This is a genomic window from Candidatus Zixiibacteriota bacterium (assembly GCA_016933955.1).
GTDB lineage: Bacteria > Zixibacteria > MSB-5A5 > GN15 > PGXB01 > JAFGTT01.
Genome location: JAFGTT010000016.1, coordinates 26039 through 52002, shown reverse-complemented (window position 1 = coordinate 52002; position 25964 = coordinate 26039). Strand labels below are relative to the sequence as shown.

Annotated in this window: 23 protein-coding genes; 8 read left to right on the top strand and 15 right to left on the bottom strand. The window is 49.3% G+C overall.

The window, feature by feature from the left end:
* Window positions 1-476 precede the first annotated feature (476 nt).
* Genes JXQ28_06010 through JXQ28_06000 form a run of 3 tightly spaced genes read right to left on the bottom strand, consistent with a single transcriptional unit; the run spans window position 477 to window position 3802 of the window.
* Window positions 477-2852 carry a TonB-dependent receptor gene (locus JXQ28_06010; GenBank protein MBN2277283.1) on the bottom strand — a complete coding sequence of 792 codons (2376 nt, stop codon included), beginning with the start codon at window positions 2850-2852 and terminating at the stop codon, window positions 477-479.
* 54 nt (window positions 2853-2906) lie between these two features.
* Window positions 2907-3278: a hypothetical protein gene (locus JXQ28_06005; protein ID MBN2277282.1), complete on the bottom strand. Its 372-nt coding sequence runs from the start codon at window positions 3276-3278 to the stop codon at window positions 2907-2909.
* Complete coding sequence (locus JXQ28_06000; protein ID MBN2277281.1) at window positions 3275-3802, bottom strand: metal-dependent transcriptional regulator; 528 nt, start codon at window positions 3800-3802, stop codon at window positions 3275-3277. Before JXQ28_06000 ends, JXQ28_06005 begins: the two co-directional genes overlap by 4 nt.
* A gap of 480 nt (window positions 3803-4282) precedes the next feature.
* On the opposite strand from JXQ28_06000, the gene JXQ28_05995 reads away from it, so the two are divergent.
* Both JXQ28_05995 and JXQ28_05990 read left to right on the top strand, forming a co-directional pair.
* Window positions 4283-4681 carry a BlaI/MecI/CopY family transcriptional regulator gene (locus tag JXQ28_05995; protein ID MBN2277280.1) on the top strand — a complete coding sequence of 133 codons (399 nt, stop codon included), beginning with the start codon at window positions 4283-4285 and terminating at the stop codon, window positions 4679-4681.
* Window positions 4682-4683: 2 nt separating this feature from the next.
* Entirely contained in the window at window positions 4684-6141 is a 1458-nt protein-coding gene (locus tag JXQ28_05990) for a M56 family metallopeptidase (protein MBN2277279.1), read from the top strand.
* A gap of 57 nt (window positions 6142-6198) precedes the next feature.
* On the opposite strand, the gene JXQ28_05985 is transcribed toward JXQ28_05990, so the two are convergent.
* The 3 genes from JXQ28_05985 to JXQ28_05975 form a co-directional block, all read right to left on the bottom strand.
* Window positions 6199-7014: an alpha/beta hydrolase gene (locus tag JXQ28_05985; protein MBN2277278.1), complete on the bottom strand. Its 816-nt coding sequence runs from the start codon at window positions 7012-7014 to the stop codon at window positions 6199-6201.
* A gap of 97 nt (window positions 7015-7111) precedes the next feature.
* Complete coding sequence (locus tag JXQ28_05980) at window positions 7112-8191, bottom strand: hypothetical protein (protein MBN2277277.1); 1080 nt, start codon at window positions 8189-8191, stop codon at window positions 7112-7114.
* Between the two features lie 296 nt (window positions 8192-8487).
* Entirely contained in the window at window positions 8488-8874 is a 387-nt protein-coding gene (locus JXQ28_05975; GenBank protein ID MBN2277276.1) for a hypothetical protein, read from the bottom strand.
* 271 nt (window positions 8875-9145) lie between these two features.
* On the opposite strand from JXQ28_05975, the gene JXQ28_05970 reads away from it, so the two are divergent.
* The 4 genes from JXQ28_05970 to JXQ28_05955 all read left to right on the top strand — a co-directional run bounded on the left by JXQ28_05970 (window position 9146) and on the right by JXQ28_05955 (window position 14568).
* A complete protein-coding gene (locus JXQ28_05970) occupies window positions 9146-10186 on the top strand; it encodes an efflux RND transporter periplasmic adaptor subunit (protein MBN2277275.1) in 1041 nt (346 codons plus the stop codon).
* 12 nt (window positions 10187-10198) lie between these two features.
* Window positions 10199-13288, top strand: a complete 3090-nt coding sequence (locus JXQ28_05965; GenBank protein ID MBN2277274.1) for an efflux RND transporter permease subunit — start codon at window positions 10199-10201, stop codon at window positions 13286-13288.
* 137 nt (window positions 13289-13425) lie between these two features.
* Window positions 13426-13932, top strand: a complete 507-nt coding sequence (locus JXQ28_05960; protein MBN2277273.1) for a nuclear transport factor 2 family protein — start codon at window positions 13426-13428, stop codon at window positions 13930-13932.
* A gap of 342 nt (window positions 13933-14274) precedes the next feature.
* The gene (locus JXQ28_05955; GenBank protein MBN2277272.1) at window positions 14275-14568 is read left to right on the top strand and encodes an RNA-binding protein; all 294 of its coding nucleotides are present in this window, start codon (window positions 14275-14277) and stop codon (window positions 14566-14568) included.
* A 128-nt stretch (window positions 14569-14696) separates the two neighbouring features.
* Here the strand turns inward: JXQ28_05955 and JXQ28_05950 are convergent, their stop codons facing one another.
* The 4 genes from JXQ28_05950 to JXQ28_05935 all read right to left on the bottom strand — a co-directional run bounded on the left by JXQ28_05950 (window position 14697) and on the right by JXQ28_05935 (window position 19978).
* Window positions 14697-16268, bottom strand: a complete 1572-nt coding sequence (locus JXQ28_05950) for a radical SAM protein (protein ID MBN2277271.1) — start codon at window positions 16266-16268, stop codon at window positions 14697-14699.
* A 223-nt stretch (window positions 16269-16491) separates the two neighbouring features.
* On the bottom strand, window positions 16492-17202 hold the full coding sequence (locus JXQ28_05945; GenBank protein MBN2277270.1) for a response regulator transcription factor: 711 nt from the start codon (window positions 17200-17202) through the stop codon (window positions 16492-16494).
* Between the two features lie 409 nt (window positions 17203-17611).
* Complete coding sequence (locus JXQ28_05940) at window positions 17612-18775, bottom strand: ketoacyl-ACP synthase III (protein ID MBN2277269.1); 1164 nt, start codon at window positions 18773-18775, stop codon at window positions 17612-17614.
* A 351-nt stretch (window positions 18776-19126) separates the two neighbouring features.
* The gene (locus JXQ28_05935) at window positions 19127-19978 is read right to left on the bottom strand and encodes a hypothetical protein (GenBank protein ID MBN2277268.1); all 852 of its coding nucleotides are present in this window, start codon (window positions 19976-19978) and stop codon (window positions 19127-19129) included.
* Between the two features lie 531 nt (window positions 19979-20509).
* On the opposite strand from JXQ28_05935, the gene JXQ28_05930 reads away from it, so the two are divergent.
* Complete coding sequence (locus JXQ28_05930; protein MBN2277267.1) at window positions 20510-21394, top strand: hypothetical protein; 885 nt, start codon at window positions 20510-20512, stop codon at window positions 21392-21394.
* Window positions 21395-21565: 171 nt separating this feature from the next.
* Here the strand turns inward: JXQ28_05930 and JXQ28_05925 are convergent, their stop codons facing one another.
* From JXQ28_05925 to JXQ28_05905, 5 genes are all read right to left on the bottom strand, one after another.
* Window positions 21566-22315: a hypothetical protein gene (locus tag JXQ28_05925; protein ID MBN2277266.1), complete on the bottom strand. Its 750-nt coding sequence runs from the start codon at window positions 22313-22315 to the stop codon at window positions 21566-21568.
* A gap of 234 nt (window positions 22316-22549) precedes the next feature.
* Window positions 22550-23269: a hypothetical protein gene (locus JXQ28_05920; protein MBN2277265.1), complete on the bottom strand. Its 720-nt coding sequence runs from the start codon at window positions 23267-23269 to the stop codon at window positions 22550-22552.
* A 152-nt stretch (window positions 23270-23421) separates the two neighbouring features.
* Complete coding sequence (locus JXQ28_05915; GenBank protein MBN2277264.1) at window positions 23422-23559, bottom strand: hypothetical protein; 138 nt, start codon at window positions 23557-23559, stop codon at window positions 23422-23424.
* Window positions 23560-23565: 6 nt separating this feature from the next.
* Complete coding sequence (locus tag JXQ28_05910) at window positions 23566-23784, bottom strand: hypothetical protein (GenBank protein ID MBN2277263.1); 219 nt, start codon at window positions 23782-23784, stop codon at window positions 23566-23568.
* Between the two features lie 66 nt (window positions 23785-23850).
* Window positions 23851-24306 carry a MarR family transcriptional regulator gene (locus tag JXQ28_05905; protein MBN2277262.1) on the bottom strand — a complete coding sequence of 152 codons (456 nt, stop codon included), beginning with the start codon at window positions 24304-24306 and terminating at the stop codon, window positions 23851-23853.
* A gap of 401 nt (window positions 24307-24707) precedes the next feature.
* Between JXQ28_05905 and JXQ28_05900 the strand changes: the two genes are divergently transcribed.
* Window positions 24708-25646, top strand: coding sequence for a hypothetical protein (locus JXQ28_05900; protein MBN2277261.1), 939 nt, complete (start codon window positions 24708-24710; stop codon window positions 25644-25646).
* Window positions 25647-25964 lie beyond the last annotated feature (318 nt).

The window sequence follows — 25964 nt, the reverse complement described above, 5'->3', positions numbered from 1 at the left end:
TCGAAAACCAAACGATTCCGGCATATTATTGTTATATTATCTCCAGTATTCATCATTATTTTGTCGGGTTTCTCTCGAATTCACATTGGCTCATTCGCTCGGAATGCCGACCTGCTGGATTTCTGAAGACGTGGATCATCCGGTGCATGATTTGCCCGAAATTTATTGATTACCATAGATTATTTTACCCACCTGTTGGGTGGGCGACAACATTGGATTTCCGCTTTCGCAGAAATGACATTATAAATTGTATATTCTCGACGGGTTATATCCCATAAAGGGCGGATGAAGGCGTTTGCCGCCCACGAAATAGTCAGGAGTGCGGGGCTCTGACCTACTCGTCTGACCTGCCCGGCTATACCGGCATAAAAAAATAGCAGGGGAAATAATGGATAAAATAAGAAGGGTACACGAGAGTGTACCCTTTCTGTAAGGAGGTATAAAATGGAGAGGAGTGATTTTTCCGGTATTATTATCTAAAAGGCAATCTGTATTCCTCCATAGACAATTCGGCCATAAACCGGAGCATACATAAAGGCGGCATCATCGATATGTTTTTCTTCCTGGGTGTAATCGGTCAGGTTTTTGGCGCCAGCGTATAAGGAATATTTTCCGAAAAAGCTTCGGGAAATCCTGGTATTGACAATGAAATAGTTTTCAGTTTCATGTATCTTGATATCTGCTTCATCGGCCGGTTCGGTAAGGTCGATATACATTTTTCCGGTGTAATCAACATCGAGGATAAAACTCCATAGGGAGGGTGTATACTCAAGACCGATACCGCCGGACGTTGCCGGGTACCTTGAAATATTGCGGCTGATGGTTTCGTACTCGGTTCCCGCCCAATCCTGACGGGGACTGTCGTATTTGCCCCGGAAAATTTCGAAACTCAGGCGGCAGGCAAGATCATCGATAAGGGAGTAAGAGAGATCGAATTCGGCTCCCGTGACGTAGGCGTCGTTAATATTTTTCCATTCATAGGTATAACCCATACCGGCCACGACCTCATCGGCTTCGGCAAAGGCAATGGCATCGCTCAATTCGGTACGGTACAGATTTATTCCGGCGGTCAGTTTCGGGGAGAAGTAATCGGCGTTAAGGGAATAGCTGACCGATTTTTCCGATTTGAGATTTCCGCCCTTATATACCCTGGGTGATCCGCTACAGAGATGAAGGTCTTCGGAGAATCCATAGGGAACCCGGAAGCCGGTCCCGACCGATCCCCGGATATTCAAACCCTCAGCCGCGGCGTACTTAATGGAGAAACGGGGATTCAAAGCGGTTTCATCGTACTCAAGGGGTTCCAGGCCCGACGGCAGGACATCACCTGAGCCATGAAATTTATCTTCCGAGTTGTGGTAATCCAAACGGAGTCCGGCCACCAGTTCCAGTTTTTTCGTCAGCCTGAATTCATCCTGAATATATGCTCCCAGTTCCAGAGCTTCTTTGGCGGAAGTCGACAGGTAGGCTTCCAGCTGATCGGAATCCACATACATCCCGCTTTCGTCCAGCTTGTTATGACTGACCTGAAACCCGACCAGGAAAGTATGTCCGCTAATCGGAGTATGGATATAATTGATGTTGCCGATAATGAGTTGCTCATTGGCCAGATACGGTCTCAGTAAATTGATGTCCGGCGACTCACCGAAAGCGTCCTCGTAATCGCCCAGAAAAGTATCGTTGGTGGCATCTCGTTTATGGCGTGTAAGGCTGAGATCGGCATTTAATTCGGCGCCACCGGGGAGCCAGATTTTGTATGATAATCCTCCGGAGTATCGATCCGTAATAATACCTTCGGTTCCCGGTGCGAATCGGTTCAGAAACAAATTGTTATCGAGCCAGCCGCCGTTGCGCGTTTCATTCAGCAAACGGCCTCGAAAAACGAGTTGATCGGAGGCGAAAAGGTTATCGACGAAGATATTGAAGCCGAGGTTCTTGGCCGATGATTTCACCCGATCAATCCAGCCGTCGGGATTATCCACGCCGCCGGGAGCATTTATATCGCCGGTTTGATCGATTTCATCCTGCTCGTTATTTTGCGCGAAAATAAAAATGCCGACATTATCCTTGCGGGTACCGACCGAGAGGTCGTATTTTCGGGTTCCGTATTCCCCCATTTCAAGGGTAATTTCGCCCCCAGTTTCCCTGGGGATCGAAGATATAATATTAATAGCCCCGGCAACGGCATTACTGCCGTACAGGGCCGATCCGGCTCCTTTGACGATTTCAATCCGATCGACATCGGCCGTGGACAGCTGTTGCAGGCCATAGACCGATGCCAGCCCGGAATATACCGGCTGACCATCCAGCAATATCTGGGTGTGATCGGCTCCCAGCCCCTGCATGCGGAGGATGGAAAAATTGCAGGCCTGACATTGTTGTTCGACCCGTACCCCGGACTCGCCATCGAGAGCTTCGAAAATATTGGCGGCCGATTTTTTTTCGATCGAGGTTTTGGTCACGACCTGTGTCCGGACCGGAGCATCGGTGATAAAGCGGGGGGTTCTGGTTCCGGTCACCACAATACCATCGATTTCCAACGGGGAACGATTAAGTTTTATTTCAAGTTTATCGATGTTATTTTGATGGAGCCGAAGTTCTTCTGTCTTATTGGAATAGCCTATGGATGATACCGAAAGCATGAATTTATCGCGGGACAAACCCTCGATAACGAATTGACCGAGTAAATCGGAGCTTGTACCTTTGGTTGTCCCTTCAATCATGACGGTGGCGCCAGGGATCGGCTCACGGGAATCGGCATCGATCACGATGCCGCGAATTGCGACGGAGGTCGCGGAAACAGGAAGACATAATAATAGCATCAGCAATGGTATTCCTATTGTCCTAAACATTGTTAACCTCTTTCCAACAGGTTTACAGTTTGAAGTATTTAAATTGTAATGGTGTCAGGAAAAGAGGTGTTGAGGAGGGGCGCGTTCGGTATCCCGCGAGATATAAACATCCGGACATACAGTTTCATCGAAATTATCGAGAAGATCAAGGGCAATTAAATCGAAAGGAAGGGACCGGATGCAGACCTGGGCGTCTATTTCATAGATGTGCGCCAGAGTCTGGTAAAGCGTGAATTCCTGATGTGAATGGTTGTGCCGGCCATTGGAATTATGATCTGGATAAGCATGACTGTGGACGATGATTCGCCCGTCAGGCAGGGTGTGCAGATGCAGATTGGAGAAGGGCAGATAACACAGGCCGGTAATGGCGATCAGTAGAGCAACGGCCGTCATTTTTCGAAAGATTATATCATTGCGGGAGCTCATGGTTTTTTCCGCGTCCGGCCTTTTTTCTGTGTTTTGCACGGGCATTTGGTTTTGGTGGATCCGGTCTGCTTTTTCGCATGGATTCCATGGGTGCATGTATAACCGAGGCCCTCTTTCCATTGGGCGCCGCCCGCAGGGCAAGTTTCGATGAAATCGACGAAGCGCATAATCCTTTCAAGGATGGGTTTGGATATGGCATGCTCCATTTCACAGGCGGCCCGGTCGGCTTCATGTTCCTCGACAGAAAGGACATTTACGAAAAACTTCCGCAATGCTTCATGCCTTCTGATAACATCGGCGGCGATCTCTCTGCCTTCGGGGGTCAGGGTAACATGTTCATAAGGGGTATAATTGACCAGGTTTCTTTTGTTCAGGGCTTTGAGGGCCCCGGTTACCGAAGGGTAGTTAACCTTCAGACGCCTGGAGATATCTTTTACCCGGGCGGATTGTTTTTCGTCGATGAGATGATAAATCGTTTCGATATAATCTTCGAGACTGGAGCTTAATAAACGAGGCGTCATCATTTTATCGATCCCAGCAGTTCTTTGTTTGCCAAAGCAAATAATGTATGGCAAGCCAAACATTTTGTCAAGGGATTTGATAATTATTTTTGCAATTTGGGGAATTAGCCGGGAATTTGTTTGCAGACCGGTCATCCGGGATTAAAATGATTGGTTTTGCGGGTATAAGGATTTTCTACGGTGAGGTTTGATATATCCGGCTTATAAAACCCGTTGAGTGGGCTACGAAGATTGGATTCACTTTCGCGGGAATGACAGAAAGGGGCGGGAATGAAAGCGAGTATAATCCGGGGAGATGGTCAAAATTAGACCGGGGAAATAGGTAACAAAACAGACTCATTACATGGGTAACACTTTTTCTTTAAAATGCTAATATTTTAGCATTTTTGTCTTGACAGGCGGGATTTTATTGCTAAATTTTTAGCAGAAAGTTTTAAACGGCCCGAACCACGGGAACGTCCCTTAATAAAAAAAGGAGAGGCCATGAAAAAATCCAAATCCAGGCTGTTTGACCGGCTCTCCATGCGCGAACGCCAAATAATGGATATTATTTATCGGATGGAAAAGGCTACCGCCGCTGAAATCCATCGGACTCTCCCCGATCCCCCCAGCTACTCGGCGGTTCGGGCGCTTCTGGGGATTCTGGAGGAGAAGGGTTTTGTCCGGCACGAGAAAGAAGGGCGTCAGTATATTTATCATCCGACTCTCAACCGCGACACGGCGGCCCGTTCGGCTATGAAACATCTGGTGCGGACTTTTTATGATGGTTCGGTCGAAAACGCGGTTGCCTCGCTGGTCAGCCTATCGGCAACACAGCTTACCGATGACGAACTGGAACGGCTCGAACAGGTGATTCGCGAGGCACGGGCCAAGGAGGGATGAAAATGTATATGCTGGAATATCTTCCATTCTTCCTGAGGGATGGATCGGCGGTTTTGCAATGGCCGTTACTTCTTATAATAAAGAGCGCCCTGATCGCCGCGATCGGTCTGGCGGTGGTGGGTTTAATGAATCGGGCCGCCCCGGCCACCCGGAATTTGGTCAGCCGGACGGCCCTGGCGGCGATTGTTCTTCTTCCGCTGTTATCCCTGGTCACGCCGGCGTTTAATCTGCCTCTCACCGATTCATTTCCGGCCTCGTGGCGGGCTATGGTTGCTTCGGCGGCTATGCCCGATACAGCCGGGACGGATACAACCGGCCGACCAGTTTTTGCAGGTTTACCTGTGATTATGTGGTTATTTCCGGTCTGGGTCGGGGGAGTTATGGTGGTTCTGGGTCGATTCGGGTATGGAATAATTGCGGCGAGGCGAATAATCCGGCAATCCTGTCGGGTGATGGATGAGGAAATTATCAGGACTGCATCAAGCCTGGCGCAATCGTATGGTCTGGACCGGCCGGCCAATCTGGCCGTATCGACCAAGGTTCAGGCACCCTTTGTTTTCGGTCTTTTTAATCCGACTGTCATCTTGCCGTCGAAGCCGGGCGGCTTTCAAGCAGGTGAACTGAGGATGATATTGATGCATGAACTGGCACATATCAGGCGGCATGATCTGATCTGGGCTTATATCGGATCGCTGGTTCTGGCGGTGAACTGGTTTAATCCGCTGGTCTGGTTGCTCCGCCGGAGGATGATAATCGAATCGGATAAAACCTGTGATGACTTTGTGATCAACGGCGGCGCCGATCCGGGCGATTTCGCCCAATCGCTGGTAGCCCTGGCACGGCGTATGGGAAATTACCGCCCGGTACTGTCGTGCGGCGCCGATATGGCAAATAAATCACAATTGGAGGAGAGAATTATGTCGATCCTTAGAAAAGGAAAAAGAACCACTGCTACCGGCCGCCTGCCGGTGATGCTTCTGGCAGTTCCCGCTATGGTTTTGATGATCGGTCTGGCCGGGGTAAGGATCTGGGCCGATGATGACCCGGCCAAGGGAGCGGTGGTAAAAGAGAAGGTGAAGGCCGGGATGGTCGATTCGACAAAGGACAAATGGCCGTCGCCCGACGAGTTTGTTGCCCTGACCAAAGCCCCGGAGCAGATTAAATGTGTTCCGCCGGAATACCCGATAGAGGCCCAAAAGGCCGGAATCGAGGGGGTTGTGTGGGTCCAAGTACTGGTCGATGAGGCGGGGACGGTGCAGAAAGTGATGATTAAGAAATCATCAGGAGAAAAGATGCTTGATGAGGCGGCATTAAAATCGGCTTACACCTGCAATTACATCCCCGGTGAGCAGGACGGGAAGCCGATAACGGTGTGGGTAGCATATAATATTACTTTTTCACTTGATGGAAAAGGCGATCAGCCGGAAAAAAACAGGAAGGTAATTAAGAAAGAAGGCTGATCCGGAAGACGAATCGAACAGCCATTCCAATTCGAGATAGTTATAAGGGCCGGGGTACTATGTATTCCGGCCTTCGTTTTTTTTCAGTTCACTTTTCAGTATCTCAAAAAAATCATGGCAGGCGTATTTTTCAATCCAGGGGTAATGGCCGCATCGGGGCAGAATATAAAAGCGCGTATAAGGGAGACAGGATTCGAGAAAGGGCCGGATACCTTCAAGCGGATGGGGATCGTACTCACCATGGATTACCACTACCGGGGCGGTTATTTTGCCGAATTCGGCCTTGAGAGCTCCCGGGCGGTCGCGCCATGAGATGAAATCGGTCCAGACTTTGGTATGCAAATCATACTGCACCTCCAGGGCTTCCGATTCGGCCGGCAGGGGATGATACTGGTCGGTTTGATCGAGCAGGTGGCCCCATTCGGCCATCACGCGGTCGCGTTTATCGGCCGGGGCCAGAATAAATTCCTGCCGCAATTTTTCGTAGCGCCGCCGCTTATCAGCCGACATCCGTGACAGGCGGACCCCCTCGATTTTTGCGGAACTGTCGGAATCGAACACGGCGCTTCCGACCAGGATGATTTTATCGGTCAGATTCCCGTAACGCGCGGCCAGGAACAGAGCCAGGACGGCGCCCCATGAGGAACCGATCAGGGTGACCGGGCGGTCGGCATTCGCAGTCAGCTGTTCGGCCAGCTCGGCAATCTGTCCTTCCAGTGAATCTCTGGTTTGAAGGGGTTCAAGAACGCCGATGGTACAAGCCAGTTCACGGGCCACCGGGGCCATATATCCGGGGGCGCCGGGGCCGCCATGAAGAACCGCCGCCGTGAATGGAGAGCGGCCGTATTTTCTGATATTGAACGGTAAAATCATATGGTTCCATTATAAGGCGGGGTTTCACGGTTTCAAAACCAATTATGACAAAAGCCGATTGACGAGGAAATGCAATAACTGCGGTTGGGAAAGAGCGTTACAGGGTGGCCAGTCCGAACGACAGGGTCAACAGGTTGGGACTGATGGACGGTGATATGTAGATGTAGCGGATATTGGTGAGGATGGCAAAAGAAGGGAATCGCTTTTTCCAGCCGATCCCGAGATTCAAACCGAGGCCGGTTTTGCTGTGAATTATTTCATCGGTTTCGGTGGAATTATGGTCGATACGATCAACCTCGTACACTCCGGGACCGGCAAAAAACCGCAGGGAGGAGGTTTTGGTCAACCGGTTGATGATTGTGGCATCGAGACTGCCTCCCGAAATATTCAGTAGTTCCTCATCGGAGAAATCCGACGCCATGGAACCTTTGTGGTACAACCGGGCATACATGACCTCGAATCGGAGAGCGACCCTGGATTGTCCGGGAGTGAGTTCGATAAAACCGTTAAAATACCAGCCGTTCGAACTCCGGGTATCGGCGCCATCGGACCTGGCCGCCAGACCTGTTTCCAGACCTGAGGAGAAATGACTGCGGGGGATGCCATAACCGGTTGAATCTTCGTTTAAGATACCGGATTCAATTGTTTTCGAGGCGGTGGTCGAATCGGGTTTATTCTCTGTTATTGCCGTTGTCTTTGATTCGGAAGTGTCAGGTTCTTCGGCGGTATGGACCGGGGTTATTTCCTGGTTTGTCAAGGGTAATTGATCGGCGGCGGCAGTCGTATCCAGGCCACTGGCTTTGGCCAGGCCGATAATTTCGGCCTCGCATCGGGCGATATAACCCAGGATTTCCCTGTTGCCGGGTTCTATTTCAAGGGCTTTTTTCCAGGCGGTTATAGCCTCGGTATAGAGCGATTGCCCGTAATATTTCACTCCCAGGAATTTGCATGATTTGACAAGCAGATCTCCGATATCCATCCGGCCCGGATCCTTATGATAGAGTTCCTCGAGTGACGCAATGGCCTCGATAAGACTATCAGAATCGATAAGAGTCCGGCACCTGTCGATTTTTGAGGAAACTTCGTCGGGATTTTCTGCCCGGGAGAGCGGCGCTATCAAGATAAAAATCAGGGCTGAAAATACGATTATGGTTAATCTGGGCGAATATTCTGTCATTATGGTTCCGGGTGTTTTTCTAATAAGATCGACAGGATGGAATGTTCGCTTTACCGTGAAGATGAACGGCAAGGATCTGCTATCGGGTCACAATTATGCCGGGTGTTTAGGGGTATGGGGGATTCGGATATTTAAAAGGAGGCCATAGACTATGGAAGACGGGGGAATTTCCCCGTCCTCCAGTCGGGACGAGCCATAGGGGGGCTCTTTCCTAAGGGGGTTTAAGGAGAGTTAAATTAATGCTATGTGGTAAATGAGATTATTTTCGCTATCGTCCCCAAAATCGCACTCTCCATTTAACGCCCGGGACCTCGATCTCCGGGTTCACAGCCGGACCTCGGCTTCCGGCGTTCCTGCCGGATTTGCTCGAATTTCTCTTTCTGTTCATTGGTCAAAAGGCCTTTGATTTGTTCGTTGATCTTATCCATTTCGGAACGCATTGATTCCATGATTTCGTGTCTGGCATCGGGGTCATCGTCGCCGGATCGCATCTTTTCTGATAATTCCTGAATTTTGGAGGCCTTAAAAATAGCAGTAACCGAATCGACCTGTTTGTCGGTCAATGCCAGTTGTTCTTTCATTCGGTTTATGAAATCCTCGGTAGTGGGAGGTTTCGGTTGGGCCGTGGCAATGGAAGCGCAGGCGAAAGTAAGCAACATGAGGAACAATGCGGGCTTTTTCACAACTTTTTTCCTTTATGAAGAGCAGTGTCCGTTTCGGAACACCTTATTGTATTTCCTTCTGATTGGACATCCGAATCGGGATATAAGACTAATTTTGAAACAAATGTATTGAGAAGTACATTAAACGATGACGGCGGTAGTCTGCCAGCCGGGCGGCCCCGGTTTATCGGCTATTCTTATATTCCGATGGGGTCTTTTTAAAAAAGGCCTTTTGAAGTGTCGGCATTCCGAGTATATTAGCGCAATTATGTTTTTCGGGAGTATATATAGAATGAACCTGATTCGTTTTTTGTGTGTATCTGCTATTCTGATTATCGCCGGATGTAATAACAGCGATGTTTCGCCGCAGACCCGCGGGGGCGGGAGAGCGGTTTCGGTCGAGGCGATGGTATTACATCCGCAACCGTTGGAGAATAAGATTTTTACTACGGGAACGCTTCTAGCCAACGAGGAAGTTGAATTGCGTCCGGAGGTATCGGGTCGGGTGACGGGGGTGTTTTTTGAGGAGGGACGGGAGGTCCGGGGGGGCGATATCCTATTGAAAATAAACGATCGGGAATTGCAGGCGGAGCTGAAGCGTAAGCAACTCGAGGAAGCCCTGGCGGTCGATGAAGAGCGGCGCAAACGGGCGTTGCATGATATCAGCGGAATCAGCCAGGAGGATTACGATCGGGCTCTTAACGCTCTTAATATAATCCGGGCGGAACGGGAAGTGATCGAATCGCAACTGGCCGAGACCGAGATCAGGGCACCTTTTGATGGGGTGGTCGGCCTGCGATATATCAGCGAGGGATCGTATGTGACGCCGACGACGCTGGTGGCGACGATGCAGGATATCGATCCGATCAAGGCGGAATTTTCGGTGCCTGAAAAATATTCCGGCAAACTCACGGCAGGGATGGATGTTATGATCCAAATCGGGGAAGCCGAGGAAAAACACCGGGGGACGATATATGCCGTGGAGGTCAAAGTCGATCCGGCCACGCGGACTCTTAAGGCCCGCGCCACCATCCCTAATCCGAAGGGTCTTTTAATTCCGGGTTCGTTTGCCCGGGTCGAGATTACACTGGAACGGATTGCCGAGGCGATTGTCATTCCGACCGGGGCGATACTGCCCGGACTGGAAGGTGATAGGGTCTTTGTCTGCGAAAACGGCCTGGCCCGTTCGGTTCCGGTTACCACCGGGATCCGGACCGAAAGATCGATTCAGATCAGCGGGGGATTGAATCCCGGCGATACACTTATTCTGACCGGTTTAATGCAGGTTACCGATGGCATACCGATTCAGATTTCGAATATTTCCGGGAAATAGCGGAACTGGTTTATGATAATATCCTCGATATGTATCAATCGTCCGGTCCTGGCGACGGTTATGTCGATTCTGATCGTCCTGTTCGGTATTATTGGTTTTCTTTTCCTTGGTGTCAGGGAGTACCCCAGTGTCGACCCCCCGGTGGTGACGGTATCCACCAGTTATACCGGGGCGAATGCCGATGTTATCGAATCCCAGATCACCGAGCCGCTGGAAGAATCGATCAACGGAATTTCCGGGATCAGGTCGCTGACCTCGGCCAGCCGGGACGGCCGCAGTTCTATCACGGTGGAATTCGAGCTGGGAGTGGATATGGAAGACGCGGCCAATGATGTTCGCGACCGGGTCTCCCGCGCCCAGCGCAATCTTCCGACCGATGTGGATCCGCCGATTATCTCCAAGGCCGATGCCGACGCCATGATGATAGTGTCGATGGCGATTCAGAGTGATCGCCGCTCGCTTCTGGAATTATCCTCGATTGCCAATGATGTTTTCAAGGAGCGTTTGCAGACTATCCCGGGAATAAGTGAAATTCGCATCTGGGGCGAAAAGAAATATTCCATGAAACTTTTGATTGATCCGGGGCGACTGGCCGCTCACGGATTGACGCCGCTGGACGTCAGGAGCGCTCTTAACCAGGAGAATGTCGAGTTGCCTTCGGGTATGATCGAGGGTTACAATACCGAACTGTCAATTCGCACTTTCGGCCGGATGACCACGCCTGATGAGTTTAATAACCTGATAATCAAGGAGACCCAGGGTTTGGTGGTGAGGCTTCGGGATATCGGCGAGGCGATTCTGGCGCCGGAGAACGAGCGAACACTTTTGCAGGGCGACGGAGGGATCCCGATGGTGGCGGTGGCGGTGACCCCTCAACCGGGTTCGAATCATATTGCTATTGCCGATGAGTTTTACCGACGGGTGGAGCAGATCAAACGGGAGTTGCCCGAGGATATCCGGCTTAAAATATCTTATGATGTTACCACCAATATCAGGAAAGGCATCACCGAGGTCGAGGAGACGATTTTAATTGCTTTCCTGCTGGTTCTGCTGGTGATATTCGTCTTTTTGCGGCAGTGGCGGACGACGATTATCCCCATGGTGGCGATCCCGATTTCGCTGATCGGGGCCTTTTTCATCATGTATGCCGCCGGATTCACGATCAATATTTTGACCCTGCTGGGGATTGTATTATCGACCGGGATTGTGGTCGATGATGCCATTGTGGTGCTGGAAAATATTTACAGCAAAATCGAGCGTGGAATACGGCCCCGCGAAGCCGGTCATCTTGGTTCCAAAGAGATTTATTTTGCCATCATATCGACCACCATCACGCTGGCCTCGGTTTTTCTGCCGATCATCTTTCTCCAGGGATTAACCGGCCGCCTGTTTCGGGAATTCGGGATTGTCGTGGCCGGGGCGGTCCTTATCTCGGCCTTTGTTTCGCTGACTTTGACGCCGATGATGAGCGCCCGGATATTACATAAGAGCCGCCGGGAAACGAAATTTTTCCATCTCAGTGAGCGTTTTTTTAAAAGTTTAATTGCCGGTTATCACCGTTGGCTGAGCGGGTTTATTGCCCGCCGCTGGCTGGCCCCGGTGATCATGGTGGTTTCGGTGCTTATTATTTTCGGAATCGGTTCCCTGATTCCCTCGGAACTGGCCCCGATGGAGGATAAGGGCCGACTGTCGATTAATATCACGGCCCCGGAGGGAACGGCCTATGATGCCATGCGAGATCATATCGGGGATCTGATAAAAATTGTCGATACCATACCGGAAAAAGAAGCTCTTCTGGCTTTGACTGCTCCCGGGTTCGGTTCCAGCGGTGCGGCCAATGCCGGATTCATACGAATAAATCTGGTTCCGCCGGAAAAGCGGGAGAGGAGCCAGCAGGAAATCGCCAATGCCATTTCCGCCAGGCTGCGGACCGAAACCTTCGCACGCGCCTATGTCACCCAGGAACAGACCATCGGCGGCGGCCGCCGTTCGGGTTTGCCGGTGGAGTATGTTATTCAGGCGGTCACAATGGATAAACTCAAGGAGGTCATCCCGGTTTTCATGGCCCGGGCGCAGGCCGATTCGGCGTTCGAAATTGTCGATTTGAATTTGAAATTCAACAAGCCGGAACTGACAATCGAGATCGACCGTGACCGGGCGCGGGCCCTGGGGATAACTATTCGGGATATCGCTGAAACTCTGCAGTTGTATTTCAGCGGTCAGCGGTACGGTTATTTTATTTTCAACGGCAAGCAGTACTCGGTGATCGCCCAGGCCAACCGGGTTAATCGGGATGAGCCGCTTGATCTCAGTTCGATATATGTCCGGAACAATAAGAATGAGCTGATCCAGCTTGATAATGTCGTCAAATTGTCGTACCGAACTAACCCGCCTCAGTTGTATCGCTACAACCGTTATGTTTCAGGAACCGTAAGCGCTTCGCCTGCGCCCGGTTTTACGCTCGGTTCGGCTATCGACGAAATGAACAAAATCGCCGATGAGGTGCTGGATGAATCATTTTCGACGACTCTGTCCGGAACAGCCAAGGAGTTCGCGGAAAGCTCGAACACGCTTCTGTTCGCTTTTTTTCTGGCCTTGATTCTGGTTTATCTGATTTTATCAGCCCAGTTCGAGAGTTTCCGGGATCCGCTGATTATTATGTTCACGGTTCCACTGGCGTTGGCCGGGGCGATTCTCTCGCTGTGGATTTTCGGCCAGACCTTCAATATTTTCAGCCAGATCGGTATTATTGCTCTGGTCGGGATTGTCACCAAGAATGGTATTTTGATTGTGGAATTCGCCAACCAGCGGCGGAACCAGGGGTTGGGGGTAGTTGAAGCGGTGATCGATGCCGCGGTGCAGCGTTTCCGTCCAATTTTGATGACCAGCCTGGCGACCATTTTCGGGGTGTTACCGATTGCGCTGGCGATCGGGGCGGCCTCGAAAAGCCGCGTATCGATGGGCATTGTGATTATCGGCGGACTGCTGTTTTCGCTCGGACTGACCCTTTTTGTAATACCGGCCCTGTACACCTATCTTTCCTCAAAACGAAGGGAAATTATAGAAACAGCGCCTTCTCAGGTTGAAAGCCCCAAGGCTTAATTGAGTCGAACCCGCCGGGTACCACGTGTCGGAAACATCCATTTCTTATAATCGTAGATTTTACTATAACGAGTTTGAGTAATGGAGATTCAACCGGGTGGGGAGAGGGTGGATCTGCCGACAAGTCAGGAGGGTAAGTGAGAAATTTATTGTTCATCGCTACCATCACGCTTTTAATAACCCTGGGAGAAGGATGCCGAACTATGAATCATGAAATTGATATCGAAGCCGAGAAGACCGCGATAGAGAAAGTTATAGAGAGCAGTATCGGATGGGCGGTCGACAAGAATAAGGACCTCCTGTTCGGCTGTTTTGCCGATGATGAGAACCTGTTTTATTTTTCTCCCGGAGACAACGGAACGATCCGGGGCCGGAAGGCTTTTATCGAATTAACGGAAAACTTTTTTATGAGTGATGATTTTCGGGCGATCGGGTTTGATATCCGTGATCTTGAGATAAATTTATCACGAACGGGGGAAGTGGCCTGGTATCATGCCCGGCTCGATGATTTCAACGAATGGAAAGGTCAGCCGGCCGACTGGGAGGATGTTCGCTGGACCGGGGTATTGGAAAAGCGTAACGGCGGCTGGGTGATAGTCCAGATGCATTTTTCGTTTCCTGCCGACCGTATTGATAAGGGGTGAGAAAGAGGTGACAAACGGATTCGCGTATATGTTGCGGTTGATGGGGTTATAGCGTATTTCGATAAAACCACGGCCGGTTTTTCTTATTTCATCAAAGGGGGGAAAAAAATAAATTGGGATTTGCATAAATAATCGTAGGTTTTCGTCGAATAATCGTATATAATTAGATGTTATTATTGATTTGAGTTCGACTTTAATCATGGTCTTGTCCTAATCAACAACTCTTGGCTAAAGCGTAATCTCAGATTAATCGCGCAATCGTGCGCAACATGTCATTTATCTTGAGGTATCTGACTCCATTGGAATGCAGTTCACTTTGGGATAAAAACTACGGAGTGTAGGATGAATATCTACATCGGCAACTTGTCGTTCGATACGACAGAAGATCAATTACGCCAGGCCTTTGAGGATTTTGGTGAAGTTTCAACCGTCAACATTATTTCGGACAAATACACTGGAAAGCCGAGAGGTTTTGCGTTTGTAGAGATGGCGGTTAAGGACGAAGCCGCCGCTGCCATAAGCGGCCTTAACGGCCAGGAGTTGAACGGTCGCGAGTTGAATGTCAACGAAGCGAAACCGCGCGCCCAGGGCGGCAACCGCCAGGGTGGTAGTAAAGGCTATCGCAAGTCGTACTAACCGCGACATAGCGCAACCTGCGTCGACTCAGGCGCGGGATTGATTTTTAAGAAAACCGGCCCGAAAGCCGGTTTTCTTTTTTCCTCTTTTTACACGGTAGCCAGGAAGGGAACTTTGGAACGCCGTCTTCAGTCAAAGGCCAGACCGGGGACCGCAGGGCTGCAAACCGGTCCTGTCTTTGGCTGTGACAGCAGATAAGCATTGGGATCGTGTTGTATTGCGCCGCTCGGCAACCAATCCCAAAATTCGCCAAGATCCAAACGTATTTTTTCCATAAAGTATTGAGGGATATCCGCCGTTTCCTGTTCGAAGAAGCGCCGGAATGGTCGGTCGGTGTCCAGTTGTCTCCGTATCTCGCTGAAGTATTTGACTCGACCAAAGTGCTCTGACGACAGCCCGCGAACGATATTCAGCCATCTTGGAATTGTCTCTCCATTTGCCAGAAACCGTCGCAGGATCAGACGGGTGGAATACGAGTATTTCGTGACATCGATAATATGATCATAAAACTCCGACCAGGAATAATTTTTCGGTTTAATATTCATCTGGATGTTGCTGAGGAAGTGAAAGGGAAACGGCAGGACTCGATTTGCCTGCTGGAATTTCAGGTTGAGCGGAGCCGCCTGGCCAAAGGCCGAAAGCATCGAATAAGCGGGAAAAGCCCCCGGACTGAGGTCCAGGAATCGCTTGGTAAGCTCGAACGGTTCCGATCCCTCATCACCATCGAGTCCGAAAATGTGATTGGTCTGGACATAGGGGATATATCGCAGGATCATGTTGACATGATCAGCGACCATTTTAACTTTGTCCATTCCCGTATTATTTCCTGTTTTCGACTTTTTCCCCATCTCGAACCATGATTCGATACCCGGTAATAAGGCCTTGAAGCCATTATGCTTCAGTCGTTTTACACGGGCCTCGGAAAGCAGTGACAGGGTTGATTCAGCGATGAAGTCGATGCGGCCCGGTGGAACTACTTCCTCTATGGCCGTCATACATTGATCAAAGCGAACCCCGAAATTCGGATCATGCCACGCCACCCGGGGACGCTTGAATTTACCAAGCAGAAAACGCAGGTCTTCTTTCAAAGCGTCCATAGCCAATGGCTGATAAGGGACGGTGGAGTCGATACAGAAGTCACAGGTATACGGGCAACCCAGACTGCTCAGGAGAGGGACTATTTTGATAAAGGGTGCCTTGCGGAGAGTCCGCTCTATGAATTTCCATCGCTCCCTCACACCCGGCAACCGAACCGGATGGTGATCGGCCGAGAGATGCAAACCAAAGGGCTGCTGTCGGGTACAATCACGCAGGATTTCCATGATTAGATTTTCATCGGTGAATCCCAACACATAGTCGAAGTACTTCTGGGCATCCTGGGGATAGCAGCGGGCGTGAGGGCCCCCAAGGGCAGTGACCGCACCTCGAGATTGAAACAGATTGCTGAGGGCATAGGCCAGCAAGGCGGCCTCGGTGAAGGAACTGATAAAAACCAAGTCCACATTTTCCGGTAATTCTTTGACGAGATTTTCCCGGCCGGTATAGGTAACCAGCGTGACTTCATGGCCCTGACCTTCACACCAGGCGGCGATGACCTGAGGCATGATGCTGACGAAATTGGCACCCATGACGCGCATCCAGAGAGTCCGCGTCGGAGCTTTAGCGACCAGGTCGATAATCCCGATTTTCAGCTTGCGCATCGGACCTCAATTCCACGAATACAAAAATCCGGTACGGACCGGAATATGTGACCGGACAATTATGATCCGATCGACAGAATTCACCCCGCACCCGAGAAATTACTGAAATTCGACGATTATACTCCTTAATCGATAATCTTTGCCGGAGCAAATCATTATACTCGGCATTAAAAGTATGATATTCGGACGGTGTTGTCAATCGGTCGAAGGATTGAAAAGAGGATTAGTCCTTAGGATTGAGGTGCTTTGATTTTATCTTCGAGTTCGAGTTGCGCGATTTTCTGACCATGCCCTCGGTAAGCGCAAAGCTGGCCAGCTCCAGCCGGGTATGGAGAGCCAGTTTATCCAATACATTATGGACATGGCTTTTGACCGTATGCAAGGCGATGTTAAGTTCTGTGGCAATCTCCTTGTTACTCATGCCCCTCGCGATGAGATTAACCACCTCATGTTCCCGCTTGGTTAACCTGACCGATTTCATCAATCGATCTGCTTTACCGCTTTTGACGGCGTACTCCACGATCTGGGAAAACAGCGATCCGGTCAGGGATGGCGGTAACACTTTCTTACCTTCCGCGACCGATCGGATGGTATGTAAAAAGTCATCAATAGTGGCATCCTTGAGGATGAAACCGGCCACACCCGCCTTGACGAATTCGACGACTTCGGTCTGGACCGGGATAAGATCCATAACCACGATCTCAGCCTTTGGATAATCCTTTTTGATAAGTTCCGCGACGCGCAGGCTATTCTGGCTCCTCAATCCCAGATCAAGAAGGACCACCTGCGGCCTGATCTTCCTGGCCTTTGCCAGGGCGTCACCATTGCCGGTGGCCGATTCGACTTTGATATCCGGCTGCTCGTTCAGCATGACGGTGATACCCTCTCGCAAAAGTCGATTGTCCTCTATCAGGAGGACTCGGATTTTCGGCACTTTTCATATCTCCGTATTGAATTGGCAAAAAATAAATAATCGACAATTTGCTGTCAAGCAGAAAATGGATATGCTTAACCGGGAAGTATATATGCGGCAAACAATTCCGGGAAATTCACCGGGTCCAGTCCAGGTTGGTTCCGGCTTTGGCGAAGAAAAGACCAGTCCGAGTATGGGTTGATTTCAGACATATCATGCCCTGACCATAAGTGAGACAGACTATTAGCCGAAAGCAAATATCCAAATATCGTCATATAATTCGCCAATAAATGGAGGAACTGAGATTGAAATAGCAGGAGTGGTGGTTGAGGAGGTTTGGATTTGAGTAGTATTCAACAAATCGGTTAAATATGGCTTAATCTCTCATTCTCCAGAGAAAGGTGTTTTTTTTGGTTAAGACACTTTGAAATCAGACGGCCAGGAAGATCTGGATTTCGTGTTTTATCTGCCCCAGAGCCATTGTAATTGTCAGTCCGCCGCCGAAAGCGGACCAGATAAATTTTCGTCCCGGTTTTAGAGCCTCTCCATTCAATGCCAGCGCCAGAGGAATGGTGGCCGAGGTGGTATTGCCGAACATTCCCGCGGCATCGAGGACCTGACCTCGGAAGCCGAGTTTTTTCCATGATTCGATGATATATTTATTCAAAATCAGATTGGCTTCATGAAGCGCGGCCAGGTCCAGTGAATCGATGGTCCAGCCGGTTTTTTTGAGAGCCGCTTGAATGGCCGGGCCGCCGACCAGCGGGACAATAATGTCTTTGACCATAGCGCCATCCATAGTCAGGCGATTTCGGAACTCGATAATATCTTCCATGGAACCGATCGGGTTTTTGGAGCCTCCTTTCGGGGTCACAATGATATCGCTGTCGCGTCCGTTGGCCCAATTCCAGAATTGCCAGGGTGCGAACCAGTCTTCCTCCGGGTCCACGGCGGTACACCAGGTGGCTGTTCCGGCATCACCAAGAATGGTGGCAAAAGCCCTGTCACGCCAGTTGATGGTATCGCTCATTTTGTCGGCGCCGATGACCAGGAGATTTTTGGCCTGGCCGGAGGAGATCAACAAATAGGCCTGTTTCATGGCGGCCACCCAGGTACTGCAGGCCAGGGAACAATCAAGGCAATGGAATTCCCGTAATGAGCCGTTGTCGGTCGGGGGAATACCCAGGCGGTCCTGGAGTAGAGTTGAATCCGGGGGGCTGTTCAGGTATGACGGGGTGACGGTGCCGAAGACTATGCCATTAATATCGGCGGCCTTTAATTCGGTTTTCCCCAGTATCATTAAAGCCGCCCGGGCGGCCAGATCGATCGTTCCCTCATCGGCGGCGGCAAAGCGACGTTCTTTAAAACCGATGAACCGTTGAATCCATCGGTCACTGGTTTTGTACTGTTTATTTTCAACGGCATCAAGCTGAGGACGGTCATTACGTCTGTTTTCCGCATTGACGCGCATACGTTCCAGCCGAAGCCGGGCGGAAATCCTGCTGTTTGTTAATTTATAGCGAGGCGCGTAAGCGGCTATGGCCATAATTCTCATTCCATATTGCCGCCGTGATTCTTGCTTGATTTCGGTCATTCAGTTTTCAAATCCAATTTGTTCAGGTTAGTAGTTCTAATGGTTTGGCGCTTGTTCACCCGTTAACACCTTCATTATTATTTTATCAGGCAAAAGTGCCGTTTTTTGGAAGAATATACGCAAATTTGAAATAACCAATTGTCCATTTGGCCCATAATTTTCAGAAATGGCTCATTTTTCACGCAGTTGCGGTCTTATTTATGGTTATTTATATGTAATTCGGGTTTCTTTTGCAATAGTAATAATAAGCAATTTGGTGGAAAAATTCCAATGAAACCTGGCGGCATTTTACAGAAATACCGGGATGTCAATCGAATTAACCTACCAGTATTCTTTAGTCTTTATCGGGCTTTATCGGCCGGTTTCGAACAAGGTTTTTGAAGCTCGCAGGCTGCAATTCTGGTAGCGGCTGTAGGCGGCCGCGGCCCTGACCCGGACAGAGTCGGGTGGTTGCCCGGAGGCCCAGGATTCTATGGCGGCGATAAGCGAGTAGGCTTCGGGGGCCATCAAGCCGGTTGTCCATAACAGAGGGCAGGCTCCGGCGCGGTCGATGGGGGCCGTGAAATAGTACTTACTCGCACAGGCCAGGATTATTGTTTCTCGACAGGTTGTATCCTGTCTCTGTGGATATTCCGATAAGGTGAAATCCATAAGGCCATTGTGTCCAACATACGCTATCAATTCGGATTTACCCCCGCATGGAATATCCTTCCCTGAAATTCCGACGGAATCTTTCATTAATCCGGCCGCCGAGGCCAGGAAATCTTCAACCGTTTGTTTTATTTCTTTGCCATCGTAAGCATCGGCAATAATTAAAACGTTGTTATTATTTGAGGCGAAGACACATCTTTCGAGAATGGCTTTGCGCGGGTTATTTTGAGTCTGAACCAAATCCCAATTCCCGGACGCGGATAAAAAGGATTTGACGCCGTATCGGGCTCCCCAGTACAGATTGGTTCGGGGAGACTGACCGTTGCCCAATGGTTCGGGAACCGGGACTATGCCCTGATACCGATTATCGCACAGCGCCACATAGACATGGACAATACGGGTGGAATCACCAAAGCGAGGAGTTTCCGCCCGGCCGGGTGATGCCGTCATCAGTAAGTACAAAATAATGCCGATCCAACCATAACGAAGTGTCGAAAGTCGGCGCCGATATCCCGGGAACTCCCTTGATCCGCAGAAATAATCAGGCTTCATTGTCTAAATCCTCATGTCATCAATTCAATATAATGACGTCATGGGCCGGCCATCATCCAATTTTCCAGCAGGTAATCAACCTGAAATAGTCGGCTGAAATTAATTAGAAGGGGATGTTTATGGCAAAGATTTTTTATACTCGAATCTCTTATTCTGAAATAGAATTTACGGGTCATTTTCCCGGATCGCTTTATGACAGGGCCGGTTCGCAGAGGCCAGTCCATATAATGATCCAATGCGTTGTTTGGCATGGAGTTATGGACAATCGGGCAATCGGCGTGATTTTTAACTGATGGAACCCGACAGATTCACCTGAGGCTTCGAGGCAAAATCAGATAAATCCTGTACGACTAAATATTTATTTCTTTACCAATCATGGCAATTTTTGTATATTCGCGGCAATAAAAAAAACCAGCTTTTTGAGTCTTCTATAAGAGAAAATAAAAACAGATGTTTCAGGTAATTGGCGGCCTGTTGCAGGGCTGTCGTAATTGACTATGTGGGCAACCAATGTAAATGAGGAGCTTGGCTATGAAAACCGTGACAACAGATTTACAGCTACAAACAATCCGGCCGGTGTGGAGGGTCTTTCTGGTGATAACCCTGGTCGTGACATTTTTAGCCGGTTGCCATTATAATCTTAAATATCCCCTGACGGACCGCACCATAATGCAGGCCGCAAGTCAGAAGCCGCTGAATGTCGCGGTGCTGATTCTTGAGGATAATCGCAATGATATCGAGAAAGTGGTATCGGCCAGAAAGGAAGCCGGTGGGACCGATGTGGGCGATTATACCTATGATCGGGATTTCGGGAACCGGGTGGCGGAAGATATTTCCAAAATGCTGGTGAAGCACCTTGAATATTCGCATGCGTTTGATAAAATAACACTGGGCGATAAAGAATCATCAAGATTGGAACAAGGGATGCTTGATAGCCTGGCGGCGGAGCATATTGATGTCGTCCTGACGGGGGAAATAGGGCATTTTTACGGTTATTATAACCAGAGTTTCGGACGACAGATGTTATTCGGGGGTGGACTGGCTTTGGGGCTGGGCATACCAGTAGCCATAATGACGACAAAAACGGAAACCAAGGCATATGGTTTCGAGGAAGTCAAGACAAATCCGCTGGCCATAAGTCTGGCTACATCAACGGGGCTTCTCCTTGGATCATGGATTGAGAGTACTGGTAAACGCAAGATCGAGTGGCATACTCAGCTGGACCTGCAATTGATAAACACCATGACAGGTGAGGTTGTCTGGCAGGGCAAAGCCGAGGTGTACGAAGATGATATTAAGGCAATGCCCGGCCTTAATACGGCCACCAGAAAGCAGGAAGTGGCGGTAAATTCGCTCAGGATGGCTATAAATGATCTTGTCGTTAATCTATCAAAGGCAGAGATAATCCGGAATTAGGATGTCGATCCTGTTTGTTTATTATGCGGCCGGTAATCGCAAGGGGATACCGGCTGTTTTTAATTTGCCCGGGAAACAAAATCATTTCATTTGATTTGAACTCACCGGGTCGAACAAGATGTTACGGGCTTCAAAATGACAGAATTACTTCGACCATAACCAGGCCAGATTCTATATGGTTACAACGACCCCGGCCGAGAGATAATGTATCAAGGTGAAATTGTAAACTTCATCATTGTCGACTCCGCCTTCAAGGATCCGGTAGCCCAGTTTAAAAGCGAGTCTGTTCGAAGCCCGGCCATGGACCGCCAGCAATACATCCTCGGCCCGACCCTGCGGTGCGGCCAGAGCATCGCCTTCCAGAAGCAGGCCAATATTCGATCCCAATGACCAATCCAGAGAGAAATTAATCAGGGGAACGAATCCGGTGTTGGTTTTTTCCGATGATCCTGCGGTGTTTGTAAGTTTGATCGAGGCATCTCGGATTTTAGCTGTCAGTCCCAGACCGAACCGGAGCCGATCCGAATTGACAAGAGCGTATTGGTAGGTTAACCGGTAGGAATCAAAGCGGTAATGCGAATTTATCGGCAGACCGGAGTCGAACCGGGTTCCATTGAAGTCAATATCGCGGTCCACCGTTCCGGAGGCCTTAAGTCGTAGGGGGGCCAGAAGTAATGATAATTTCTGCCGTTCACTGAGGTCTCCGGTAAGGCGGACTCGAATGAATCCCGCCGCATCGGAGTTAAGGTCATCCGAAAGAGAAATATTCGTGCCCCCACGTCCGGGTATTCGAACATCATTATAGCCGGTGAAAGCCACGCCGCTCTCCAGATCAACAGACCATTCAGCCCAGGTTTCGCCGGCAGGGAAACCAAGCAGGATGACTACCGCAACCAGACCAAAAATATTAGTTTTCGACACTTTTATCCTCCCGGATTTTGGTTTATAGGACATTTAAAATCTCATCTCGATTTTGATAAACAAACGGATTTCGAAAATGTTCAATTTTGCTGGAAATACTCCGGGGTTTTTATAATCCGGTGAAACGGTTAATAACCACCATTTTCATATGGTTACGGATTGCATATGGATAGTCCATCGAAGGCGGTTGGCCGGTGTTCTCTGTTACCAGCCGGGCTTGCTGTCAATTATCGATCAGGGCGAGGGGACGCCATGATCATAGACATCCACCCGTTTCATATCGCCGTCGGCGGTCCAGAGAATCCAGACACCATGTTTTTTGCCATCGACCATACGGCCGACATAAAACTCAGTATTTTGCAGATTCCATTCAATCCACAGATCGTTTTCAATATTATGATAGGGTTCCTGTCCGCCGACGAGCCCTTCAATGCAGGGAGAATCAGTGGTATCGTGAATAGGAAGCAGCATCAACCCATCGACATAAAACCGCTTTGCCACTATCGAAAGACAGGGATTATTGTATTCACCATTGATGTTGTTGGTGGTTGTGTACCAGGTGCATAATCCATGAAGCTTATCCTGTCGATAATGGAGGGCCGTTCTCATGGTACCATTCGGATTCCAGACAATATGATCGCCATGCTTGAAACCCGCTTTATAGGATATTTCTTCCACTCTGCGGCCGGTGCTATCCCAGTGAACCCAGGTACATGATTCTTTATCACCAGTGTACCGACCATCCCATCCCATACGGCCATTTTCGTACCAGGAGCGATAGAATCCGGTTTTGCTGGTTTTTTCATTTCCCCCAAAGGTTACCTGCTGGTATTGCTGATGCAATTGGCCATTCGGGTAGCGGGTTTCAACGGTGTCAACGATGGTTTCCCACCAGGCGAAGGTACTGGTGGGCATTATGATCAGAAATAAGTAAGTGATCAGAGTTTTAAGCATAGGTTTTTCTTTCCTTTATTGTCTACGGTCGGAATATTTTGTATTATTCGGAATTCATGGCGCGAAGTCAATGGAATATATCATGTGCGGAAGCAGTCGGACCGGCAGTCCTGATTTACGGAAAAACGGACCGGGTGATATTGTGATTGACTTTATGATATTTTGTCAATCTTCAAGCGCTGCCATTCGATATCAAGTGCTCCGCGGTCGGGGACGATACTGGAATGGCGATAATGGAAAAACCGGGGCGATTTTTTAATTTCGCCCCGGTTAACCAATGATCGTGCCATCCGGCATCACCGGTAATTATCAGACAAAGGCTGAATTGAATTTCTGGCGTGATGTCTGCCACCCTGGATATGGCTCACAACCATCATGACCAGCGCCAGACTCACCAATCCAATGGGCCACAAGGTGACTCCGGGCAGGATGAGGTAGAGGGCGAAAAAGACAGCCAGAACGGCAAGAATGGCGATGCCCATATAGCCTTTGTTCCTTCTCTGGTAACGTTTCATCGTTGAACCTCCTTCTTAAAAATGAAACATATTGTTTAGCTACTATACAATACGAGAAAAAAAATATCAGGTTTCACTTCTTTTATCAATTCCCTGCTCAAATAAATCAAGAAATCGCACAAGTATCCTGAATTGCTCCGGTCGAAGGGATTCGACAAAGGCAAGCAATTCACGATCGACGTCGTCATGCATACGCTGGTGTGAATAGAAAGCGATCTTGCCTTTATTGGTAAGTTCAAAAATCACTCTGGTGCCACTTCCCGGGTCTTGTTTTTTTGTTATAAGTCCTTTGTTAACAAGTTTTTGGGCCATTTGAGATATGGCTCCTCTGGTGACCCCGCCTCTTTTGGCCAGATCTGTTACGCCCAGGCCGGGATTCGGTCCGATAAGCGTGATCAGATGCACTTCGGCCGGATAGAGGAACTCCTCGAGCCCGTAATGACGCGGCTTTTTCTGGTTATCAACGTACTTGTTCAGAATCCTTAGAAGAACTTCGCCCAGTTTATCTTTTCTGTTTTCCATTTAAATATTGTATAGTGGCTAAACAATAATGTCAAGCAAAAAATCAAGGTAATCAGGGTTTTATATTCGATTTCTCGGCATTTTCATAGATGGCCCGGCCTTTCCTGACCGTGTCCGATAATATTGTAGTATCCAAATTCTGGTGAATGCGGGGAGGCTGTAAATTATTTTACGGCACCTGGAGTTACAGTATAATATGTTTGAATTGCAGTTATTTCTTTATAAGGCTGAAGATATTATTTAAGGAGGCGAAAAGGGCGTCGGTCTTTTTATGATTGACAGATATGATTGACAGAGATTATGTTACGCATATCGAATTAATCTTAACAAATCAATCACCCCTGTAATCAGGGGGGCAATGGCCTGATACGGTGGTGGCAAACAATGGGAGTGGCGCGCAAATGGATTTCATTCAGACTCAATCGCTGTTCTGGGTAATATGGCTACTGACGGTGGCCTGCGGCGTGATATTTATAATTAAATGCAAGGGGACCCAAAGCGCCGTGCTGGGTGGAATAGGTTTTGGCTTATTCGTGGCGATACCTATTTTGGTGCAAATCCTTGTGATGTTCGGTTTCGGTTACTGGAGTTTTCCATATGTCTTCGATCTTCTAAGGATCGGGGGTTGGGTGCTGTTACTGATAGCGTTTATTAAACTCCCGGACCGGATTATGGCCAAGACATCGTATGCCGGGCCGGCGGCTTACGCGTCCGGAGATCGGAGCGGTAGTATGGCATCCGCTCAGTCGCAACCCGGGGCCGCCCCGGCCGTCCCGCAACAGGTGTACCAATGGCCCGCCGGCGGGGGACCGAAATTTATTTCCAAGGGCCTGTATATCGGGTCGATCCTCGGTGGTGCGGGGGCCTCAATGCTTTTCAGCGCCATAGCTTTCGGTTTTATGAGTGATTATGAAGAGGAGCTGGCGGTACCCTTCTGGATTCTGGCTTTTCTTACAATGATATATGTGGCGGTGATGTTGTTTATCCTGGTGCATCGTCTCTGGACCGCCATCCAGCCGGGCCATCCGCGAACGACTCCCGGCAAAGCGGTCGGTTTCCTGTTTATCCCCCTTTTCAATCTGTACTGGGTTTTTCAGGCTTATTATGGCTGGGCCAAGGATTATAACCGGTATGTGCAGACGGCCGGGATACAATCGCCGCCGGTGTCAGAGAATCTGGGTTTGACGGTATCGATTCTGGCGGTGGCGGCCAGTATTCCGTATGTCGGTATTCTTCCGGCGCTGGTGAACCTGGTATTTATGGGGATATTCTTTTCTCAGGCTATCGATGGTGCGAACGGGTTATTGCGGGTTTATTCATCGCAGTCTCAGGCCGGTTGAGAATATCGTACTAAAGAAAGATTTGGTGTCGGTTAATTGGGATAAGCGGCATTGTCTCATGCAGTGTCATTTTATAAGATTGACCGGGAAGCGCTATTTACGCTTTATAAGGAGGATATTGAGAGGTAAGGATATAAATCTATTGGGATTTTGCTATTGGATAGTTGTGGAATCTCAAAAATCTTTTCCTGATTTATATTTCAATCTCGGTTAAACGGGCGTTTTTCCATGGTGGCTCAACCATGGGCAGGGACATTGCAGAAACGCAGTAATGAAGCCATTCTCTATTTATCGAATTTCAAAATTAATTCGTAGGTT

Bases quoted from the DNA above. Each gene is read 5' to 3' on its own strand.
- JXQ28_05900 (MBN2277261.1), top strand. From the start codon at position 24,708: ATGGATTTCATTCAGACTCAATCGCTGTTCTGGGTAATATGGCTACTG.
- JXQ28_05905 (MBN2277262.1), bottom strand. From the start codon at position 24,306: ATGGAAAACAGAAAAGATAAACTGGGCGAAGTTCTTCTAAGGATTCTG.
- JXQ28_05950 (MBN2277271.1), bottom strand. From the start codon at position 16,268: ATGCGCAAGCTGAAAATCGGGATTATCGACCTGGTCGCTAAAGCTCCG.
- JXQ28_06010 (MBN2277283.1), bottom strand. From the start codon at position 2,852: ATGTTTAGGACAATAGGAATACCATTGCTGATGCTATTATTATGTCTT.
- JXQ28_05965 (MBN2277274.1), top strand. From the start codon at position 10,199: ATGATAATATCCTCGATATGTATCAATCGTCCGGTCCTGGCGACGGTT.
- JXQ28_05970 (MBN2277275.1), top strand. From the start codon at position 9,146: ATGAACCTGATTCGTTTTTTGTGTGTATCTGCTATTCTGATTATCGCC.
- JXQ28_05985 (MBN2277278.1), bottom strand. From the start codon at position 7,014: ATGATTTTACCGTTCAATATCAGAAAATACGGCCGCTCTCCATTCACG.
- JXQ28_05915 (MBN2277264.1), bottom strand. From the start codon at position 23,559: ATGGCACGATCATTGGTTAACCGGGGCGAAATTAAAAAATCGCCCCGG.
- JXQ28_05910 (MBN2277263.1), bottom strand. From the start codon at position 23,784: ATGAAACGTTACCAGAGAAGGAACAAAGGCTATATGGGCATCGCCATT.
- JXQ28_05920 (MBN2277265.1), bottom strand. From the start codon at position 23,269: ATGCTTAAAACTCTGATCACTTACTTATTTCTGATCATAATGCCCACC.
- JXQ28_05995 (MBN2277280.1), top strand. From the start codon at position 4,283: ATGAAAAAATCCAAATCCAGGCTGTTTGACCGGCTCTCCATGCGCGAA.
- JXQ28_05935 (MBN2277268.1), bottom strand. From the start codon at position 19,978: ATGAAGCCTGATTATTTCTGCGGATCAAGGGAGTTCCCGGGATATCGG.
- JXQ28_05940 (MBN2277269.1), bottom strand. From the start codon at position 18,775: ATGACCGAAATCAAGCAAGAATCACGGCGGCAATATGGAATGAGAATT.
- JXQ28_05980 (MBN2277277.1), bottom strand. From the start codon at position 8,191: ATGACAGAATATTCGCCCAGATTAACCATAATCGTATTTTCAGCCCTG.
- JXQ28_05990 (MBN2277279.1), top strand. From the start codon at position 4,684: ATGTATATGCTGGAATATCTTCCATTCTTCCTGAGGGATGGATCGGCG.
- JXQ28_05930 (MBN2277267.1), top strand. From the start codon at position 20,510: ATGAAAACCGTGACAACAGATTTACAGCTACAAACAATCCGGCCGGTG.
- JXQ28_06005 (MBN2277282.1), bottom strand. From the start codon at position 3,278: ATGAGCTCCCGCAATGATATAATCTTTCGAAAAATGACGGCCGTTGCT.
- JXQ28_05955 (MBN2277272.1), top strand. From the start codon at position 14,275: ATGAATATCTACATCGGCAACTTGTCGTTCGATACGACAGAAGATCAA.
- JXQ28_06000 (MBN2277281.1), bottom strand. From the start codon at position 3,802: ATGATGACGCCTCGTTTATTAAGCTCCAGTCTCGAAGATTATATCGAA.